Source organism: Paenibacillus sp. NPDC093718, from assembly GCF_050279985.1.
In the GTDB taxonomy this organism is placed as follows: Bacteria; Bacillota; Bacilli; order Paenibacillales; family Paenibacillaceae; genus Paenibacillus_AQ.
In genome coordinates, this window is sequence record NZ_JBNNUS010000016.1 from 21,460 (window position 1) to 43,186 (window position 21,727).

The 21,727-nt window shown below is 41.3% G+C and carries 13 protein-coding genes; all 13 read right to left on the reverse strand.

The window, feature by feature from the left end; all coding sequences use genetic code 11:
• Positions 1–117: 117 nt before the first annotated feature.
• On the reverse strand, positions 118–1,482 hold the full coding sequence (locus ACQKPA_RS30625; protein WP_427496137.1) for a PIN-like domain-containing protein: 1,365 nt from the start codon (positions 1,480–1,482) through the stop codon (positions 118–120).
• A gap of 30 nt (positions 1,483–1,512) precedes the next feature.
• Complete coding sequence (locus tag ACQKPA_RS30630; RefSeq protein ID WP_427496138.1) at positions 1,513–2,139, reverse strand: hypothetical protein; 627 nt, start codon at positions 2,137–2,139, stop codon at positions 1,513–1,515.
• 35 nt (positions 2,140–2,174) lie between these two features.
• Positions 2,175–4,868 (reverse strand): DNA topoisomerase, encoded by a 2,694-nt coding sequence (locus ACQKPA_RS30635; RefSeq protein WP_427496139.1) that lies wholly within the window; start codon positions 4,866–4,868, stop codon positions 2,175–2,177.
• 68 nt (positions 4,869–4,936) lie between these two features.
• Positions 4,937–6,325: a diguanylate cyclase gene (locus tag ACQKPA_RS30640; protein ID WP_427496140.1), complete on the reverse strand. Its 1,389-nt coding sequence runs from the start codon at positions 6,323–6,325 to the stop codon at positions 4,937–4,939.
• 5 nt (positions 6,326–6,330) lie between these two features.
• Positions 6,331–7,206: a tyrosine-type recombinase/integrase gene (locus ACQKPA_RS30645; protein ID WP_427496141.1), complete on the reverse strand. Its 876-nt coding sequence runs from the start codon at positions 7,204–7,206 to the stop codon at positions 6,331–6,333.
• Positions 7,207–7,626: 420 nt separating this feature from the next.
• Positions 7,627–8,058: a hypothetical protein gene (locus ACQKPA_RS30650; RefSeq protein WP_427496142.1), complete on the reverse strand. Its 432-nt coding sequence runs from the start codon at positions 8,056–8,058 to the stop codon at positions 7,627–7,629.
• Between the two features lie 244 nt (positions 8,059–8,302).
• Entirely contained in the window at positions 8,303–9,199 is an 897-nt protein-coding gene (locus ACQKPA_RS30655) for a Fic/DOC family protein (RefSeq protein ID WP_427496143.1), read from the reverse strand.
• On the reverse strand, positions 9,196–9,372 hold the full coding sequence (locus ACQKPA_RS30660) for a hypothetical protein (RefSeq protein WP_427496144.1): 177 nt from the start codon (positions 9,370–9,372) through the stop codon (positions 9,196–9,198). Before ACQKPA_RS30660 ends, ACQKPA_RS30655 begins: the two co-directional genes overlap by 4 nt.
• 159 nt (positions 9,373–9,531) lie before the next feature.
• Complete coding sequence (locus ACQKPA_RS30665; RefSeq protein ID WP_427496145.1) at positions 9,532–10,182, reverse strand: hypothetical protein; 651 nt, start codon at positions 10,180–10,182, stop codon at positions 9,532–9,534.
• The gene (locus tag ACQKPA_RS30670; RefSeq protein WP_427496146.1) at positions 10,179–11,330 is read right to left on the reverse strand and encodes a CHC2 zinc finger domain-containing protein; all 1,152 of its coding nucleotides are present in this window, start codon (positions 11,328–11,330) and stop codon (positions 10,179–10,181) included. Before ACQKPA_RS30670 ends, ACQKPA_RS30665 begins: the two co-directional genes overlap by 4 nt.
• Positions 11,331–11,333: 3 nt before the next feature.
• Positions 11,334–11,630, reverse strand: coding sequence for a helix-turn-helix domain-containing protein (locus ACQKPA_RS30675; RefSeq protein ID WP_427496147.1), 297 nt, complete (start codon positions 11,628–11,630; stop codon positions 11,334–11,336).
• Between the two features lie 213 nt (positions 11,631–11,843).
• The gene (locus ACQKPA_RS30680) at positions 11,844–16,505 is read right to left on the reverse strand and encodes a fibronectin type III domain-containing protein (protein WP_427496148.1); all 4,662 of its coding nucleotides are present in this window, start codon (positions 16,503–16,505) and stop codon (positions 11,844–11,846) included.
• A gap of 75 nt (positions 16,506–16,580) precedes the next feature.
• Positions 16,581–21,638: an OmpL47-type beta-barrel domain-containing protein gene (locus ACQKPA_RS30685; RefSeq protein ID WP_427496149.1), complete on the reverse strand. Its 5,058-nt coding sequence runs from the start codon at positions 21,636–21,638 to the stop codon at positions 16,581–16,583.
• Between the last annotated feature and the right edge of the window lie 89 nt (positions 21,639–21,727).

Here is a 21,727-nt window from a genome sequence, read left to right on the forward strand (position 1 = left end):
AGGAAGATAAGAAGGGCAATGGAATCTATCGGGTCTTAGGCACTTGTGCCTTAGACCCGGTAAGTCGCTTGCCCTTCCTGACTGAACGAGCTGGGGGATCCAAAACTGATTTAGTCTTTAGTTCAACTCAAGAAGACTTTCTCTATATTCGTCATAAAACGAGTCCTCATCCACATTATTCAAACGAATGAATAGAATTTCAAAGTACCCAGTAACCTCAATGTGTAATGTCTCCTCTTTATACAACGGATCTCCATCGGATCTATCAAAATCAAGTTCAAATGAGACTTTTAACGAACCAAGTAAACGAATAGTAACATCGAAATCAATAACTATTTCAGTTCCATAATACTCCGACAAGCTGGCCTCCACTTCAAGCTCAAAAGCTGACTCGATTTCAACGTTTTCCTCTATAACACTTGCTGATGGGCCATGCAAATAGATGTTAGAATATTTCAACACTTCTGCTTTGTCAGCATTCATATAAATCTTATCAGGTAAAGCAGATGTATTTTCTAAATAGTCGGTTAATATGCCATCTTTATTAAATAAATTATCATTCACAATCACTGGTGTAATTAGTTCATGTAGAATATTCTCTGTCTTCATTTCAACTTCGGCTTGTAAACTGTGTACACCATTAAGAATGGCCAAGTGATTTACTGCTTCAGTAAGGCTCAAAAACGTGATACCTTTAGAACTCACTTCGGAAAATTCTTGGATCAATTCCATTCTAGCTTGAATGGGTCTTTTACTTTTTGGATGCAACTCCCACCAATCTTCCTTCACATCGCTAGTTACAAAAATGAACGGCCGTTGACACTCTGCGGCTCTTTGAAGGATCTCTTTCCATATCAATAAATCACCATACTGTTGATGTTTAAAATCACCATTCTTACTCTTTCCCATATCCTCATATCCAGGTGGTATTTTATATTTAAAACGCAGCTGACCTTCCTCATAAATTGCTATTGTCTCATTAATACTCAGAGGTAGACCAATATTACCTTTCTGTTGTAGTAAAGAAATGAGCTGTGCAGGCAAATCTTTATCTAGCATTTCTTGATTGTTCTGAACTTCCGATCGGATACGTGTTTCATAATTTTTAATGTCATCCCTCATGCCATCAATCTTGTTAAACAGAGTTTCTTTCAGGAGTTTTATTGAAGGGAAATCTGATTTTTCATAGGTAGCCAACTTGCTCGATAGATCAGTTTTGAATCCCTTAATCATCTGAGTAAGCTCTTTATCAGCATTTTTATACCTCGACAGAGATTCAGATTTCACTTTTTCTTTACCTGCTTCAAACTCCTTGCAAACCTGAGCTGGCAAAAATATAGACTCATGTTCTATTTGTAAAATATCATGGATGTATTGGTTGGTCGTTGAAGAAAACCGATAACCATCTAACAAACTGGAAGAATCGATAACCATTAAAGCATTCTGATCATTCCACAATCTTTTAAAACTTTCGATATCCATATAAACCCCTCCATTTAGAAAACACTTGAATCAATACAAGGACATAGCGTATCTGATAAACATCTCGTCTATGATTTCCACCGGTAAATCAAATCGCTGACTGGCCTTTTCAAGCACCCTTTCATCATGGAATTCAGGATCATAGAATATTCCGTATTCCTCAAACTCTTTCATCATATAATCGTATACTTGCTTATCCAAATTGCTCTCCAAAGGACCCAAATCATTTAAATCCGTTCTCCCGTCTTCTATCGAAGCAATGTCAATGTGTCTATCATACTCAAGTAAATCAAAGGTCGTATCGCTGATATAGTAACGGGCGGATGAATCTCCTTCTTTCTGAAATTCCAGTCTACCGGCATCTTCATCACCTCGTAACGTAAGAGTGGACTGTTGATACACTTTATAAATCTCTCGCATCTCTTTGTACTGGCGATCCAAATCTTGATTAAAAAAACGATCGGTCAAAATAACTGTTGCGAGAATTTTGTCATCGATTCTTTTGATATACTCATGCCCCCGAATGTTCCATCTAAAATCCCTCAAGATATCCTCGTAGGGAACCTCCTTCTTAACCGGCTCTTCATTCTGGTTACAACCAGTCAGTGTCAATAAAACCGTAAGCAAAACACTTATTACTAAAACTGAATGTCTCATCTGTCCATTTCCCTTCCATATCCAATGATGATTTTCTATTTCATAAAGCTATAACGGTTCTTTTCTGGGTCATACCCAAGAGCCGTAGCAAATGCCCCATTCTTCCCGGTGAAGCCGTCAATTTTATCGGTCCTGCCGACCTTCAGTAATTTTTTGATTTGAGCAACTGGTATCCGTTGCCCCAAAAATTCCTTGGATAATTTGAACTTGCATCCGGTTTTCCACTGGCTACACCCGTAAGCATACTCCGTTTCAACAACCGGATGCTTACATAACGGGCATACCCCTACAGCTGAATCAGCAGCAGTCGGGAATCGCGATTCTAGTTTTCCATTCTTTAAAAAGACGAAAAGATCATACGTCCCTTCTCCATTAGCTTTAGGTAGCTCTTTCAGCAACACCTCTTTACCGGAGAGAACCGATCGAATATTCTTTGCCGGCAGCTGAATCTTTCGAAACTCCTTGTACACCACGAATGAACACCCGGCACTTCTTCCGCTGCAGCTGTATGTTTTTTCATGCTCTACAACAGGCTTACTACAGATCGGACAACTGCCCAACGATCGATCCTCAGCATCCGGGAACCTTCCGTCGATTTTGCCATCCTTTAATTTAAGCAACATATCGTATGACCTTTTCCCTTCTGCTGCCGGAATGTTGGATATCATTACTTCCTTACCAGCTAACAGATCCTTCACCTGTTTTAGCTTGAGATCAACCTTTCGGAAACTCTTCCAGATACTAAACGTGCAGCCATCTTTCCAACCGGTGCAGCTGTAGCTCTTTACCTGCTCAATAACAGGCTTCCCACAACTCGGGCAAATGCCAATCTCATTTACATTATCAAATAAGGGCTTTCCCGAAAGCCTTTGCTCCATGATGAGCTGAAGCCGGTCTTTGTAATTCAGAATCTCAAAAGCAAACTGTTTGAACTCATGCATAAGTTCCCCAGCATCACGAGCTCCTGCAGCGACCTCTTCCAATTTGTGTTCAAATTCTCCAGTAAGTTCGATCGATGCAAGGGGCTGTTCGTAGACCATACCCATGAAATTACGGCCCTTATCCGTTAAATAGATCAAGTTCTTTTTCGACTCGATGTATTCGTCTTTAATCAGCTTTTCGATAATTTGAACTCGAGTCGCCGGCGTGCCAATCCCTTTTTCTTTCAACTGCTGAAGCACAGCATCTGCAGCTTTCTCCTCATCAATCGCACGGCCGGCATACTTCATCAGATTCTCCAGATCGGTGTCCGAAAATCGTTTAGGTTTCGTTGTTTTACCTGTATTCAGGTCAGTTTGAACCACCTTCGATGTTTGTCCTTCCGTAACCAAAGGAATAGCAGGTTGCTTACCATCAGGCTCATCCGGATCCTCTTCTTGCGGCTTATAGATTTGCCTCCAACCTGGAGCAATAACACTAACCGACTTGGATTGAAAAAGCTCGCCCTGGACTTGCGTAACCACTTCGGTTTCTTGATCGATACCTTCAGGATGAAACGCGGCTAAGGTGTGCCGCAAAATGAGCTCATACAATTTCTCTTCATCCGTTGTTAACTGATATGTATCATCATGCTTGAAATCCTCTGGATTACGACCAGTCGGAACGACCGCATGATGTTCGTTTGCTTTGCTATTATCGACAAATCGCCTTTGTCCTTTTAGTGATTGGATATGACCAGGAAACAAATCTTGATATTTGCTCTTCTCGCGAAGCTCATGTAAACGATCAGCCAGCTGATCTGCCGCATTTTCGGAAAGATGCCGGCTACTGGTACGCGGATATGTACAATACTTCTTGTCATACACCTTTTGAAGTAAATCGGTTGTTTTCCTGATACCAAATCCAAGCTCCTTACGCGCTGCCGCACGAAGGGCCGTTCCATCAAAAAGCATAGGCGCAGCGCGTTTAACCTCTTTCGATGAGTAAAGAGTGATCTGCCCCATTTGTCCGCGAATCTTGCTCATAATCTGCTCGGCAGCAGCCTTCGAATCAAAACGACTGGTAGTACCTTCTGGACCTTCAGTGAACCACTGACCATCATATTGTCCATTCGGTACGCTAAACCTGGCCTTCAAGGTATAAAAGGTCTTGGGTTCGAATTGCTCGATGTCCATTTCCTGATCGTAAACCAAACGCAGCGTTGGTGTTTGAACCCGACCTGCTGACAGGGTGACGCTTTCCTTCGCCACTTCTTTTGCCATAATGGAAAACAATCGTGTTGCTGTAATCCCCATCCAGAAATCAGCAGCGTCACGGACTTTGGCCGCCGCGGCAAGCGCATCGTACTCCTGCGCCGGCCGAAGCTGCTGAAAACCGGTACGGATCGTTTCTGGCGTCAAGTCATGCACCCACAATCGAAGCAATTTACCTCGATAGTCAACATACTCCAAGATCGTTCGGGCGATATGCTCACCCTCCCTGCCAGGATCCGTTGCAATTACACAGGTATCACTCTCAGAAAGAAGACGTTTAATCACGGCCAGCTGATCTTTTTTGGTCGGATCCACTTCCATTTCAACCGGATATGGAACAAACGGCAAATTCTCCAATTTCCATTCTTTATATTGTGGATACGAATGCGGCTGTTTCTGTTGGATGAGATGGCCAATAGCCCAGGTAACGACGTCCCCTGATTTCAAAGTAATGTAGTGTCTGTCTTTACTAGCAATACCAAGCGCCTCTGCAATATTACGTCCCATATCCGGTTTTTCTGCCAGTATGACCCTCATATTTACCTCTCCTTCAACAAAGCGATCTGGTAGACAAAATGTAAGGTGTAGAAAAATTCCGTTCGATATTATTCATCTTTCCTAAACGGATTTTTAAATGTTTTTTTAGGTACCTCTACGAGTGCCGGCTTATTAAACAGATCAGATCCTGGAAAATCGCCATCATGTTTCGTTTCTTCAATTTCCTGAACTGTTTCCGTGAAACCTTCCTGCTCGAGCTCCCTTAGCGCAACATCCTCTTCATCGGCTTCTGCAGGGGCCTGCTCAAATATAGGTTTCGGTTCGACTTCTGATTCTCCGGAGAATGAATGTGCTGTTTCAGCTTCTACGATCAACTCCTGAAGTGGTACACTTGCGAACTGATCTTGATGTTCGGAACGATCGTCTGCATAATTCACGACCTTGTTTTTCCCAGAGGTTTTGGCGAGATATAGAGCGTCATCTGCCTGGTGAATTAATTGTTCTCCGGATTCGATATGATTCGTTCGACTGCTGTAACCAACACTAACGGTTACCGGATAAATAGCGCCTGACTCTTGTTCCACACGTGATCTAAAACGTTCGGCAATAACGGAGGGATCAGCTTTTGAATCGGTGATTAAACCAACAATCTCTTCTCCCCCATATCTTCCAGCAATCCCGATCTCCTGGCATACTTCTTTCATAATTTGACCCACTAACTTAAGAATCTGGTCCCCAACAAGATGCCCCTGAGTATCATTCACTTGTTTGAAATTATCGATATCAGAGAATATAACAGTAGCCGGCTGTTTACCTTGTACAGCCTCATCGACCTTCTTCACAAAAAACGATTTGTAGTATAGGCCAGTTAATCCGTCTGTCACGGATTTGTAGCTGACGGCATAAACCATGTCAACAATTCGATCAAAGAAGATAAGTATGGCAATTAAACAGAATAGAAATTGTCCTAAAAGAAACAGATGATGAAAGAAGTAGGTGTTAGCCGCAATGAACAGAACATTCATAAGATAGGAAAAGCCAGCTGTACCTACTGCAGCAATGAACAATTTACGCTTAGGCAGCTCACGAGTCATCCAGTAAATAAATGCACCGCATGCCACGATATCGAGCAGCATAACAAAAATCGATAATCCGTTCACGAAAGTAGAAATCAAGCCTAAGAGAAAAAGCAAACCTGTACCAATAAGAATGAACAGGAATTCTTTATGTTTTTTGGGTTTGAAAAATCGATATAACCCAGCGATGGTCATAATACTGGTTGTCCCTAAAATTGTTGTAAATGATCGTACTGAAGGCTCTTCCTGGCTGAGTAGAAACAACCCATACGAACTGAATACCAGAACGTTGGCAGCTAATGTAATTGCCAAGAATCCATACTCAGATGTTTTCCATCGTCGATAAAAAATGACAGCCATGATAAGCATAACGAGATATGCAGTTAGTATGACAAATGAGGGAATAATTTGAGTTAACATAGACCCTATCTCCAATTTTTATGATTTTGAGTGCTTGATATTTTTTTAATGTATTGCAGGGATTGTCCTGTAATTTCGGATATAAACGCAACGGAATAGCCACGTTCATACAAATCTCTTGTGTGCGTGTTCTTTAATAGCTGCGGAGATAAATTAGCAACACCTATGGAATGACTCATAGAATTATAGATGGACCAAACCCCTTTATCTGTAAGTGGTTTACTTCGATTGGAGATAAACATACAATCGGTATCTACATCTCCTCTTTCCGTTATCCACTCTAAAAGTGCATTCATTAAATCTGCCTCAATTTCAATGCGTCTGATCTTAATCCCACTTTGTACGCTCAGAAGGGCTAATAAAACATTCAAATCCTTTATTCGTAATCGAAGAATTTCAGAAGTTGTTAGACCGGCAAATAGAGATGCATATAAAATGGCCCTGTTTCTTGTAAAAGTCCATCTGGATTTTGTGTTTTTGCTCTCTTCTTTAAAGTAATCAAGAATGGTATCCTTCTCTTCCGATAACCAAACAGGATCTTTCACTGCTTTGGATAAAGACTGTTTAATTTCCTCATATAAGTCAGATGTTATCTGCTTGCATTCATACAGAAAGGTAAAATACGACTTAATACACTGACTATAGGCCTGAATCGTTCTCGCATCATACTTTTTGGGTGTATTCGAATCCCCTTTTATAAAGGTCGCTTCATTCAGCAAATAATCCAACCAAAATTCGATATCAACATTTCGAATATGTTTCGGATCAAATACTTGCTGTTCCGTACGCTCTGAATACCAAGATCTGAAATTAACCGCTGCTGTTAGGAATGTAGATGATTTCTTATGGTTATCTTGCAACCATCTAACATATTGCTCCATTGAAAACCTCCAATATATCCTGGCTGTCGAACAATTAAGGGATTTTTTATGATATCTGATGGATCCACTGATCCAGATCAAAATACGAACCGCTTTAATGTTAATTCTCGCTTAGCAATAACTGAGGTGTGGCAGGATCTCTGTGATATAGAAGTTCTCTTATACGCCCCTTAGCTATGGTTAATGCTTCTGGAACGGCTTTAAGTTCGGTATGACCGCAACGATTATTGCTACAAATCATAAGCTTAATGATTGGTTTGTCCTCGGGGACATGGAAGCAGAGTTGCAGATTCAGCGGACCCGGATCAATTTCTATGTATCCGATTACTTCAAGAACACCATTACGACATTGGAAACAGTTCATTTTTTCTCCTTTCTTAATTGATCTGACCTCCACTAGATGAGTTGTGCTGCAATAAATTAATCCTCGTCATCTTCGTAATCATTCGGATTTCGGTTCAATCGCCCATTGAGATTAATTACAATCTGAATGAGAATTGAAAAAACTAAAAAACCGCCAATGATATAAATATCTCTCGGAAGCACAAACGAGCCCCCTGAAGAAACAAACACATCACTGTTCGGTTCGCTGTAGCCAGATATGAAAAATGGAATAGCAAAGAAGACGAGAAAAGGCATTAAATTCACGTAGAACATGACTTTCCAGCCTTGCTGTAGAAAAGCTGCAAGAATCATTGACCAAATAAGTATGGTGAGGAAGGGGTATTCAGATGCTACATGAGGCATTTTTCCAAAGACGCTAATCATATTGATGACTCCATAGGTGACAGCGTTGAGAATAAATGCGTTTATGAATATATTCCGATCTTTCATTTTTGTATTGTTTTGCATTAGACCGTTTCCTTTCTAAAAGTGCGATAACTACTTGTTTCGTGAAAAACATACGTAAATACGTACTCTAGACACCTCCTTTACTCATATTCGCAATTCAGTATATATGATTCTTTAAGACTACCGAATCTAGTCCTATTATACCATATTTAACCCTAACTAAATAGAAAATTGTACCTATAATGGTTAAAATATATGCGAAAAAAACAGCCTCTTACGAGACTGTTGTCGAATGATGGGTTATTTAATTACCTAATTCAAATGACTTATTTGGCATTTGGGCATTACTTGGACTGGAGGCCTGATCAAGGATATGATTCTTTAATTGCTGTGATAAATGTGGTGCTTTTTCCAAAGGAATTGTTTTCGTGTCCTGCTGACCTTTTAACTGGAACTGTATAAATTCTTTATTATTATCTTGGTATATCCGAAACTTGCTTACCAAAGTATTCAGCATTTTCGGATTTAACGTTTGATCAGCTGCTGGTAATCCCTTTGCTTTTTTTAATGCATCCTTAAGTGTCATTTCACGATCCGGTTCGATCCACATAATTTTGGACTCCGATTCTTTTTGAATACATTTATGTATGACTTTTGAAAGTTCCTCAGTACGGGATGGATCATCCGTTGCTTTGACGGCAGCCATGTATTCTTGCTTTGGCACATGGGACCATCTCAGATCGTAGCCAGCTTCATTGGCCAGCTGCCTGAAAAATTCACGAATAGTCCGTCCATTTCCTTCCCTAAATGGATGGAGGTAATTGATATCTGAGTAATATGTAGCTGCTTTGTCCGCAAACTTTTCTGGAGATAAGCCTTTAAGAAACTTATCTTCACGTAGCATATTTGTTATATTAGCAGTAGTAAAATCAAGCGTTCGGTATTCAGCGAACGTAAAATCATTTTTGCGAATGTTCGTATACCGAAACTCACCAGCGAATGGGTATACATCTTGAAATAAGTGTTGATGAATAGCTTTTAAATGCTGTATATCAAAATTGCCTTTAATCGGTGTTTGCTGTAATTCCATTGCCCGCAACGCTGTTCTGTTTCTTTCAAACACATCTAAAGAAGCTTGATCCTTCAGGTCGGCTTTATTGATCAGGACATTGGTTCCAGGATAAACATAACTGCTGCTCATTTTTTGACCTGCTTCATAATTGCTAAATTATACTCCTCATCGGTGATTTCACCATTCATTCTTTTAAATAACAGCTCTTTCTCCTGATCGTTCAAACTGGCATTCTCATAACCCCAGGATGCGTTGACTTCAGCAAACTTGCGTTCAAATTCTTCCCTCGATATCTTTTTCATTGCGCCTGCCCCCGTTCACTTGTTCAAACCTTTTCTGCTTGAAATATGATATTTACTCAGATTAATAGAATCCACGATTCCTTTAAGATACTATGATATATCAATAATAGAGAATTCACTCATCGACATTTTTTTAATGAACTAGTGATTTTCCAATTGTTAAGCGGATATGGTGAAGTTTTGTTTAATCCATCTCCATTTTCCCGCGAATTGGGTAATACCCGCCATAATTCCTGTTAATGCGATTGGTCCAATATCCTCTGCCAGATCAAGCCTATGACATAAGAAAGAAGCTGCATATTCCAACGGATTTTCTGTATTACTCACCGCATCCGATGCCACTAAATAATAATCATGTATGGCAGTTGACGAGTTCTCCCCTATTTCCTCCATCTGACGGACCAATTCTAATACCTGTTCATGCATTTCGGTTGCTTGCTCTTTCGAATAAAGGTTGTATAGGGCTAATAAATCAAGCCCGAGCGAAGCAAGTATGAACTCAAACTGAGCCCATTCTTCAGGGACATCCTTAAAAATTACATCGTAGTCTATTATTTCGCTTTTGACATGTTCCCACTTCAACGGAAGATCATCCATAGCTGCCTTGAAGACAAATCCTACTGCAGTTTCGGAACTTATTGAAGTTAAAGTAGATTCTCTAACAACCGACATTTCCCCTTGTTTCTGCATTGTTTTTAGCCACTTTTCCGTTACAGTACGCTTAACCATACCTCCTTTACCATCAGATAATTCTAGCGTTGTTTTCTTTCCGAACAAGCGATCAAATAGTCCTACTGAGAACTGTGTCATTTCTTACCGCCTCCATACACATGATTATTCTTAGAATTATTTATTTCTCTTTCTTGAAGGTACTCTTGAATCTCTTCAATCGAATACTTGTCCAACTCTCGATACATCTGGATTTTCTGAAACGGCTTGCCATCAACCATTTTCCGAAAAGCCTCAGCTCCCTCCGTGCTCAGAACATCTGCAGGGTCTCTCCCTTCAGGGAGTTGACCAATCCATGTTTCAATATTCGAATTGTGCAGGATATTACCGGTCTCATAAGCCCCTTCCCTTCCGGCACTATCCCCATCATAAATAACAAGGGATCGGTCAATTTTCTTCTTCTGCAGCAAACGTGCATGATCTATATTAAACTTGCCGGCTCCTCCAGGGTTCGTCCCATTGGTCAGACCATTGGACTCGGCCACAAGTTGATCAATAAATGATTCATAGATGGTTACCATCTTTCCGGATTCGATAAAATCATAACCACCTAGGAAACTAACATTGCCATAAAGGTAAAGATGGCTTACTCCTTTTCCTTCGGTTATTTGGCGGCCGTAAAGATCAACAACCTTCCCATTCATATAAATTGGGATGATTGCTCGAAAGAAAAACTTATCTAATCCCTTTTGATTGAGTAACTTAAAATCAGTCAGTTCTTGTTTTGTGAACCCCTGGCTTTCTAAGTAGTTACGTAAAACTCTCCCTCCAGGTGCATAGCCGGCTTTATATTTTTTAAGAACATCCAGCGATATTCCTCTACTTAAAAAATAATCATAGTTATTTTGTTTGTGATAAAAATCGGCTGCCAATTTAAGGGCCAGTTCTTTTCTTTTTTGAAGCTCCTGTTCCTTTCCATTGGATTCTGGCAGATCCATATGAGTCATATCAGCAAGTTCTTTAACTGCCTCATAAAAAGTCATACCAGCTACATCACGTAAGAAATGAATCGCATTGCCACCGGTTTTACATGCCTCGCATTTATAAGTCTGGGTATCTTTTTTAATTCGGCCGTTATCGAAATCTGTCTTGCCGCAGCAGAAATCCGCAACATAATAGTTGTTGTCTCCGCTGCCTGGTTTAACACGAACACCATGTTTTTTCATAACATCCATCATGTCCACTCGTGACAACAATTCATCTATGTATTCTGTAGAAAAATGCGCCATCCTCTATCCCTCACTTTTATTTCGATCCTCAACTTTATGCTTAAGATACCTAAAAACCTCATCATCTTCCGCTATCAATTCTTTAAAGTCAGATGGAACCTTTCCAGCCTTCACCACCATTTGATGAGGATCTTCATCTAGAGCTGCAGCTAACCGTAGTAATATTTCTTCTGATGGAGGGTTGTCATGATTATTCTCAATACGGCTGAGATACCTTATCTGCATACCTGCTCTTTCAGCAACCTCAGTCTGAGTTATTCCCTTATCGGTTCGTAATTTTCTTATGTAGTCTCCAAACAAATCCATTACCCCCACTACTTTTATCCTAGTTCTATTATACCAAATATCGTGTCGTGTCACAACACGAAAGGGGATAATGTGTTCGTGTTTTTATCTTCTTATTGGAGTGGAAAAGAGGCTGCATGTCGCAGCCCCCTTTCTAATATAACCTTTAGAACATTCACTTTATTTAAGCATTGTATAATACAACGTCTTACCGATCTTATTTACTTCTTATTTCATTGTAATCATGCGATAAATCAAAGCTGCGCTCTCTGCTCGTGTCAGATAAGCTTTCGGTCTAAACGATCCATCTGGATACCCTTGTACCAATTGATTTCCCGTTAATGCACGCACTTCTGCTTCTGCCCATTTTGAGATGTTTTTGCTGTCTGCAAACGAAACTTCTCCATCAGGGATTATTTCTGAGTAAAGAGCATTGGCTAACATTTTAGATGCTTGTTCCCGCGTGATTAGATTAAATGGTCTGAATTCACTTGCACTGAATCCATGAGCGATTCCATTACCAATAGCTGCTTTAAACTCAGGTCCATACCATGCATTCAAATCAATATCTTTAAATGAAACTTCTGAAACATCAGTAGGCTCAAGTTGCAGAGCTCGTACAATCAAGCTTAAAAATTCAATACGATCTATCGGACGATTAGGCTGAGACTCCGTTGCCGATACCCCTTGGATAATTCCACGTCTGACAAGCTCCAGAATTTGGTCCCGATTAAAAGTCTTATCGATATCCTTGAAAACAATCGTTTTAGGATCCTCTTTATTTCCTGGCTTTTTTATATCAGGTACTTCCTTTTCCGGACGTGGTTGTGTAGGAGGCGCACTTGTCTGGGGATTATAATCTGATCCACCCGAAGATGGGGGTACCGATGTAGCCAATGTTTTTCCATCAACGGCCTTCACTTCAGATTTTTCTCCTATTTCATTCTCTGTCCATAAGTCAAAGGTGTGTTTGGTATTCGGTATTAAATCATTAATGGAGACCACATCACCTTCTCCTCGATAGATTTCCTTACCCTTACTCGATACAACAAAGCTTTCATGTACAAGCTCATGTTCAAACTCCAGGATTAACTGTCTCTCTTTTGTTTCTGATACTTTTGCTGAAAAATCACCTGAAGGTTTGGTTACAAAAGCCGGTATCTTCACAGTTTCTGCATAACCCGTTTCGTTGAAGGGCTTGAGCACCCATCCTTCGATCTTGGCAGCACTCTCCAGATTATCAATAGATACTTTAAGTTCTTTCGTCTGTTCGATGAGCTTCTCGTTAGAATCAAAAACTTTGTAGCCGATTGCGCCAGGTACAGGTGTCCAAGAAATCAACGCTGTATGGATACCCACTTCGTCGATGTGGACATTTGCACCTTTGCTGTCCGGAAGAGTAAGCCATTCAAATGAAGCTGCTGCACTCTCCCCCGTTGCATTCACAGCCTTCACGAAAAAGATGTTTGTCGTTCCAGGAGTCAGTGACTCTACTTGGAACTCTGTATCCTTGATTTCAGCAATTACTTCCCTGTTCTCATTCAAGATGATATAGCTGGTCGCACTTTGCACTTCATCCCAACTAAGGGTTACGGATGTAGGTGTATGATCGAGTGCTCTAAGTGCATTCGGGTTGTAAGGTAACGTTAAGAAAGTCATACTTTGAGCTGGACTAAAACCAGATGCGTTTCCGGCCATTACCGTAACAACATAGGTCTGTCCGCCGGTTAAGCCGTTTACATGCAATGCATGGTCAGTGATGTCATACTCTTTCCCATCTACACTGACCCTGTATTTTGTAGCACCTGGGACATCGGAGAATTGAATCACCGCACTCTGCTCCTCAATATCTACTACATGTATCTCCTCCGGGGCTGCCGGAATTGTAGAAGTAATCAGAGAAACAGCAAGTCCCTTTCCACTTCGATTTATGGACCGTAAGCTCAGTTCATAAGTAGCTCCGGATGGCAAGTTAGTTAGCACATACTGTGTCGTTCCCTGTGGAAGTTGAATTTCATCCATCCCGTTCACAGTTAAAACATAACCTTCTGCGCCTCGAACTTCAGGCCATTGAATCGTGAGCTCATCCATTTTGGGATTAACACTCTCTAAATATGAAGGTGCGGCTGGTAAGGTCCACACGTTATTTAGAATTGAGTACTCGCCAAAACCGGTGCCATTCTCTGCTGATACTTGATAATTGTATGAGGTGCCTGAGCTCAACCCAATGTCCCTAAAAGTATTTGTAGGGCCTCCATGAATGATGTCCTGATCACGGACCAGCTCATAATACGTTGCACTTGTAACAGTGTGCCAACGAAGATCAATGTAATCCTCTCCTATTTGCACATCACTAAATCCTCCAGGTGCAGCTGGTACTGTCAAATAACCAGTATGAGCTGCTTGCCCCTCGCCCGTTTTATTTAAAGCAGCGACCGAAATATCGTACATTGTTCCAGGCTCTAGGTTGGTGACAGGTTGATAAACGGTTTCTGTTACTGTTTGATTAAATACTATTTGTCCTGAGTTGTTATCCCTTGCAATTATGCGATAGCTGGTTGCTGATTCAACGGGTGTAATGGTAACCAAGGCCCGATCCCCATGTCGCCCATCCTTTTCAACTAAGACTTCTGCCGGAACATCGGGTAAGGTCAACACCTCTGCAATAGCACTAAAAGAGCTTTCCCCCACATGGTTTCTTGCTTTGATTTGATATTGATATAGTTTACCGCCAGATAGCGACACATCTGAAAAGGTGCTCTCAGGATATGGAATCTCCCAACTTTGTCCGGTCGTGATGTTTTGAATTACGTAAACATACCCATCAGTTAACGTAGAACCGTTCGGTAGGGTCCATTCTAACTGGGCTGAATTGTGATTAGCTCCGTTAACCTGTAATACAGGTGTCTCTGGAAGTTTCTGAAGCTGTAAAGCATTAGTTACGGTTTGTACTGTGTTTCCAACGCGGTCTGAAACCTTTGCATGTATGTACCATGTTCCTTCCGATGGTATCTTTACAGTTTTCAGACTATCAGAGGCGTTGTCCCAATTACTTGGCGGAACCGCACTATCAGTGACCTTATATAATCTTTGATTCGGATCTACACCAGACAGTAGATCCTCATATTTGATTTCCACCACGATCTCTTGCGAATCCCACGGCCTGCTGTCAGGTGTAAAAGATATGGTGGGTTCCTGACTATCTAAATTTGATACAGTTATGGATTTTTGCGTTTGATTTCCAGCATTATCCTCTGCAATAAATGTATATGTTCCATTCTGATGCACGCTAACCGATACCTGTTCTTGATTTCTCCATTCGCCTCCCGGAACTTGGGTACGTTTAATTCCAGTTTCATCATCCATTGCTAAAGCCGTAAGATTGACAGGCCCTTTAGTCCAATCGGTTTGATCCGCCGTTACCTGCAGAGTTGGTTGAATCGTATCGGTGTAAGGGATATGGACTACATTCGATCGATTACCCTGTTGATCAATAGCCGCAAGATGAACATAAAAGTTACCTGTTGCTGCAGCTTGAGCTGTATAACTTGTACCCGTTGTTGTTACCGTATCCGGTGGCATTGTATTTGGGTTTGAATCAATGACTACACTATATCCTTTGATACCGGATGTAACCGTCACCGGTTGATTGGGAGAGAGTGCAGTAGGACCCGCATTACGAGGATAACCTTTTATCTGATAATTGTATGTCGTTCCATTATCAGATGGGACACTCCACGTAACGAGGGGTTTTCTTCCGGATCCGATACTAATGTTTACACCGTTTGGTGTATTTGGTGCAGCAAGATCAATAGCTGCCGTATCTTCATAATCTGATAGATACCCACGATAAATGGATTGGCCATCACGGAAAACTTCCGTTTCTGTCGCGTAGCCGAATTTGACATCATCCATTTGATAAGTTCCATTGGTCGACCAAAGTATGATTGGGTGAATTCCGTTGGTCGCATAGTTGTATAGAGCATTATCGAGCTTGGTATTTAGGCTATACGTATGCCATTGGTTGTCAGCAGGTAGATATCGATCTGAAAAAGCCTGCATGTTGGTTTGATGTAATTGAAGAACATTTTCACCTGCTTGAAAGGTGTCTGTGTTCGCTTTAAAAACGTATCCATCTATTGGTCTTGTTGTTGAAAAAACGTAAGTATTATTTGGATCCTCAATCATTTTCCTGCTAGTTGCGTCCCACATATACCATTTAACACCATAGTTATAATCGCTATTATGAGCTGTCACTATGACAAATAATTGTCCATTATTCAACGAGGGTAGAGATCCATCTGATAGCCTCACCTCAAAACTTTTGGGGTTAGTCTGAAAATTCACTGGATTAGTGAAATACACCGGCTGCCTATTATTGTCTAGAAATGGTAAGCCTTTCTCTAACCACTCACCTCGGAAGTCAAACCGTGCCCATCCATTTCCTCCTAAACTCCTAGCTTTAAAGGTTACACTTAAATCAGATCCATTCGGAAACGAAACTCCTTGGAATCGACTGCCACTTACAGTCGATTTCGTTTCTGGATACCACCACCAATTCCCCTGGCTAGTAGTTACCGTATCTGTTACCTGTAAGACTCGGCTTCCGGTTACAGCTTGATTAGTATTCAGAATAGTTTGATTGCCCTCGGATGTATTTCCACCACCAGCGAGAATAGGAAGCATATCACTCGGCTCAAAAGATGTTTGAGTCATAATGTCTTCATCTGCCATTTCTACGGCCCACTCAAGTTTTACATGGTTATCCTTCTGATAGACTCCAGTAAAACTAGGAGGAGCAGCGGCAGCCATTGTCTTCGAGGGAATTAAAGTCGTTAATACAGCTATACTCAGCAAAGCGGATAGTAGCTTCATAGCTTTTTTCCCCATGAGGTTCTCCCTCCTATAGGAGACCGGCTCGATCGAACCGGTCATTATCAAATTAGGTTATTAGTGATTGGTTGTTTATTGATTACTGCTAGACATAATCGTTCGATAGATAAGTGTCGCACTCTCTGCACGTGTAAGGTTTGCTTTGGGTCTAAATGAACCATCCGGATAGCCGGTGATTAGCTGTTTTTCGCTCAGCCCAAGCACTTCATTTTTGGCCCACACGGCAATCCTTTCTTCGTCAACAAATACTGGATTATTGCTTTCACTCTTTGCTTGGAGCACATTACCTAACATTTTAGATGCTTGTTCCCGGTTTATAAGATCATTCGGTCGAAACACGGTTGCACTAAACCCATGCGCTACATCGTTATCCCAAGCAGCCTGCAGCTCCTTCACATACCAAGCATTCAGATTTATATCATTAAAATCCATCTCTTTATCAAAAGTCCGCTGAAGATCTAATGCTCGAACAATCATCGAAACAAATTCAGCTCTCGTGATGGGTCGAACTGGTTCGAATTTTGTTTCCGATACGCCTTTGACGATACCGCGGTTGGCCAATTCATTAATGTACACCTTGGCATAACTGTTTTCGATATCGCGAAAGCCACTCGAACTGTTCTCATTTTCAGTTTTCACTTCTACAGTCTCATCTGGATCCACTTCAATCGAGGTTGGTTTCTCCAGAGTTGGATTAGGCGTCTTTTCAGGGATTCCACTGTTGCCGGAATCGCCACCGGTTCCACCACCACTACTGATAAGGGTTTTTTTTGTTTCTGTTTCAAGTACCACTCCCCTACTAATTCCGGATTCGTTTTCCGCTTTAAATTCATAAGTGTATCTAGTACCTGCTTTAAGACCTTTGTCGGTAAACCCCTTCCCATCGATCGCCACCTGTGCAATATCTTCACCATTCCGACTGATATTTAAGTAGTCCGCGGTCCCGACAATTGCTTTAGAAAGGTCAAATGATACCGATGTTTCGGTTACATTCATAATTTTGATCCCCGATGGAATAGCTGGCACAGTCAGTACATCGATATGTACAGACTTACTGCTCGTCCCGTATTTATTTCGGGCCTTGAACTCATAGACATAGTTCTTACCAGCATCCAGATCTTTGTCGGTATACTTGTCTTCTGAAGACTTGATTTCCCCAACCTCTTTTCCATCACGAAAGACCACCAGGGAATCAGCGCCCTTTTTATTGGCCTTGATCAAATCGAAGACCACACGCTCATCTGTAATCTGTTCAATGACGATCCCTGTAGGAATTCCTGGAATCGTAATAAAGTGTATTTCGGACGGATCGGAAGGTCTACCCTGTTCGTTCTCCGCTACCAGAGTGAAATCGTAGTGTTTACCCGTTGTTACCGGAGATATGGTTATAGGTCCTTCAATGCCCCTCCACACTTCGATTCCATTTTCATCAAGCAATACATGTTCCTTCGCGTTTTCCACTGGCGAGAATTCAATGGTTACCTGATTCTCCTCAACCGTGACCACAATGCTATCCGGAACAACCGCCTGCGTCTTCGTCGTGAAGGTTACCCGTGTCGGTTTACTTTGGCCAGATACGTTGTGGGTCCAGATATCAATATCATAGGACGCACCCGGCTTCAGATTTCTAATCGTCACGTCAGGACCGATAAGGTCCAACGAATCGCTCGAACCGACAATTTGAGCTTGGTATCGTCCAGCTGTCTCGTCTTTCTCCCAGCTCAGCATTATTTCGTTTTTGCCCAAAGACACTACTTTCACATTAGATGGAGGGTGTGGTTTGGTTATGAACTGTCCGATTGCTACCGCACCAAATCCTGATCCATTACCGGCTGATACGGTAAAGTCATAACTTTTACTGCCTGTTAGTCCATTTAGCTGCAGGCTATTTCCTGATACCTCATAGTCTTTGCCGTCAATCTGAACCAAGTATTTATCTGCCCCGGTCGTTAGGTTCCAAATAATCTCGGCTGTCGTTTCCTCAATATTTCGTACCTGTACATCGCTTGGTTCCTCTGGTATGGTAACTGCAGTCAAATGAACAGACTTACCTTGTCCACTGCGATTCTGTGCAGTTACAGTAAACTCATATTCTTGACCAGGATTTAAACCTTGGAATGTATAGTGAGTCGTATTGACAATTTCCCGATCTCCTCTGCTTGTCTCCACTATATAGCTTTCTGCACCCTGAACAGAAGCCCATTGCATCGTTACACTATTTTCTGTTGCCCCTACAATCTCGGCATGACTCGGTTTTGAGGGTAGGGTTATTAAATCTTTCAATTCTGCATACTCCCCTGGACCTGTCTCATTTGCAGCTGCCACTCGAAAGTCGTAGACACTTCCTGATTCCAAACCAGTATCCTTAAACTCAGGCTCAGGACCTTCATAGATCAGATCGGTAAAACGTTCAAGGTCGTAGTATGTTGCACTCGTTACAGTGTGCCACTTTAATGTGATAGCATTCTCTTCAATGCTTGCGCTTGAAAAGCCTTCCGGTGTATCAGGTAACGATAGATAGCTAATACTGTTCCCTGGCCCCTGCCCACTCGCATTAATCCCATAGACGGTGATATTGATCACTGTCCCTGACGGCAGACCATTGATTATGTAGTTCTCTGAGTAGATAACTTCATCAATCAATGTGCCACCACCATTATCTCTTACGATAACTCTGTAAGAGTCTGCTCCTACAGCCGGATCAAACGTAAGATATGCTTTGCTATAATCACGATCTACTTTCTGGACCTGCAGCTGCTCCGGTGCGTCTGGCTTGGTGAGTACCGCTATGCTTTGTGCCTGGGTTTGACCCACATGATTTTTAACACTCACAATATACTCATATGTCCTTCCACCCAAGACTCCATTATCCGTTATAGAGCTTACTGGATAAGTTGTCTGATAAGTTGCACCAGTTACTGTATTCCTTACCTCATATTCATAACCATCTGTATATACATTACCGGTCGGAAGATCCCATTGGATGGTAACTTGATTATTATGAATTTGGCTTGGACGAACATTAAGCGGCTCAACGGGACTGTCTTGGATTTTAATTGGTTTAGAGCTATAAATGCTTGTATTCCCTACATTATCCATAGCCTTCACATGAACAAACCATTGCCCTTCATTCGACAATTCAATCACTGAACCGTTAAAAACCTCCCAATCTGTTGGCTCAGTTGCCGTATTCGTCACTTTATAATAAACCCCACTTGGTTGCACCCCTGATAACGAGTCTATAACGGCAATGTTCACAGGGACTGTATCCGTTGACCAGTCCCGGCCGTCTGGTGTAACGATGATTTCTGGGCCTGACTTATCGATTCTGATTGTAGAAGTTGCTTCGGGACTTTTTTGTCCAAATCCATTGACCGCTCTTGCGGTTATGATGGTCTCTCCTTCTTTTATAACTTGCCCGGTATCTCCTTCCTGAAATTCCCCATCATCAACCTTATATTCATAGTTGAGATCACCGTGTCCGGTACTACCAGAAATATTGAAGTTTACCGGATTCTTACTCCATGAACCTGTCTGCAATGTAATGATTGGAGCAGTTGGTGGGCTCTTTACAATTTTAGCTTCTGCCTGTGTCTCGTCACTTATATTGCCGGCATTGTCTATAGAACGTGCCTTGATAATAGTAATACCTTCTTTAGATATGCTTAATGGTGCTGAATAGGGCTGCCAACTCCCCATATCTAATTGAAACTCGGTCCTGCTAATACCACTCGGATCTACACCAGGTGTGATTGTGATTTCTACGTTTTGTTCAGTCCATCCGTTAGGACTGACAGCTATTGTTGGTGTTGTGGGTTTTGTTTTATCAATACTTGGATTCGCATTGATTTCTTTGCTTATATTCCCTGCGTTATCTATTGTCCGGAAAGATAGAGTATAAACGCCTTCGTCTACATAATTTAAGGAACTTGTGTATTCAGTCCAATTACTGTTTCCGACCTTATACTCCACCCTGTTGACTCCAGATAATAAATCCGAGCCCGGGCGTGCTTCCACATGTAACGTGCTATTTGATAAATTACTCGGACTAATGGTTATTTCTGGTACAGATGGAGGTGTTTTATCGATCTTGATTGTTATGCTCTTCTCGGGGCTTGTGTACCCTGCCAAATCTATCGTTCTAGCCGTTACAACATTCTGACCTTCAGAAGTAATAGTTAGAGGAGAAGAGTATCTTTGATAGTTCCCATTACCAATTTTATATTCAACATGACTTACTCCGATCGCATCAGTACCCGGCGTAATTGATATTGGTACATCGTTAGATGACCAATTCGTATTGGCTAAAAATGAAGGCGAATTAGGTGCTGTTTTATCTATCGAAATTACCCCTGAGTAGATTTTAGTATCACTACCATTGATTCCATCATCAGCAGTAATTGCCACATCTCTATAAATTCCTTCACTCAATTCAGCAGCCGTCCAGCTCAATGTCCAATCTTTTGATATAAAGGTGTCAATTTTACTGGATTTTTTGATTCCTCCTATTGTGGCAGAGACCGTTACATCGTCACCATCTAAATCGTTAACTACACCTGAAATCGTAAGTATGTTACGCCCTGAAAGTGTAGAAATGATTTTGTCTCCATTTGTATTGATCGAAAGTGTTGGTATATTTTTCGAAATAGGAACCAACCTTATTGCAAAATAATCCAACGCCCAAGCATTAATATTGGTAGCCTTGATATATCGAAAAGATGGAATGGGGATGTTCGTTTGCTCCACCCATTGATCTTTCTTTGTAATACTAGGATACGTTTGGTGCCATGTTACTCCATCTAATGATACATATTGAGTATATTCGCCATCATAGTTACTAATTAACTCTTGAAGGGTGTACTGTGACGAACTTACCGGATATCCAATGTCTAAATAACGATTCTTTGCGAACCAGTATTGTCCGCCTGGTTTGCCACTACCACCATCGGCCATACCGCCGCCGCCAGCTCCTCCATAGTTACCAAAGAAAGTCTTTTCATAAGAGCCACCATTGCTTACCATATTAATTACTTTAGCAGCTGCATTGCTTTTCGGAATATGAACAATTAAGCCATTGAAAACCAACAACAATGCAACAAAAATACCTATCAGTTTTCTCATGAATTTCATATAAATCTCCTTATTCTTTAATCAAAATTATCAAATCGCGGAAAGAATATAGGACTAAAAATATCAAAAATTACAAATTAAGTTAATAA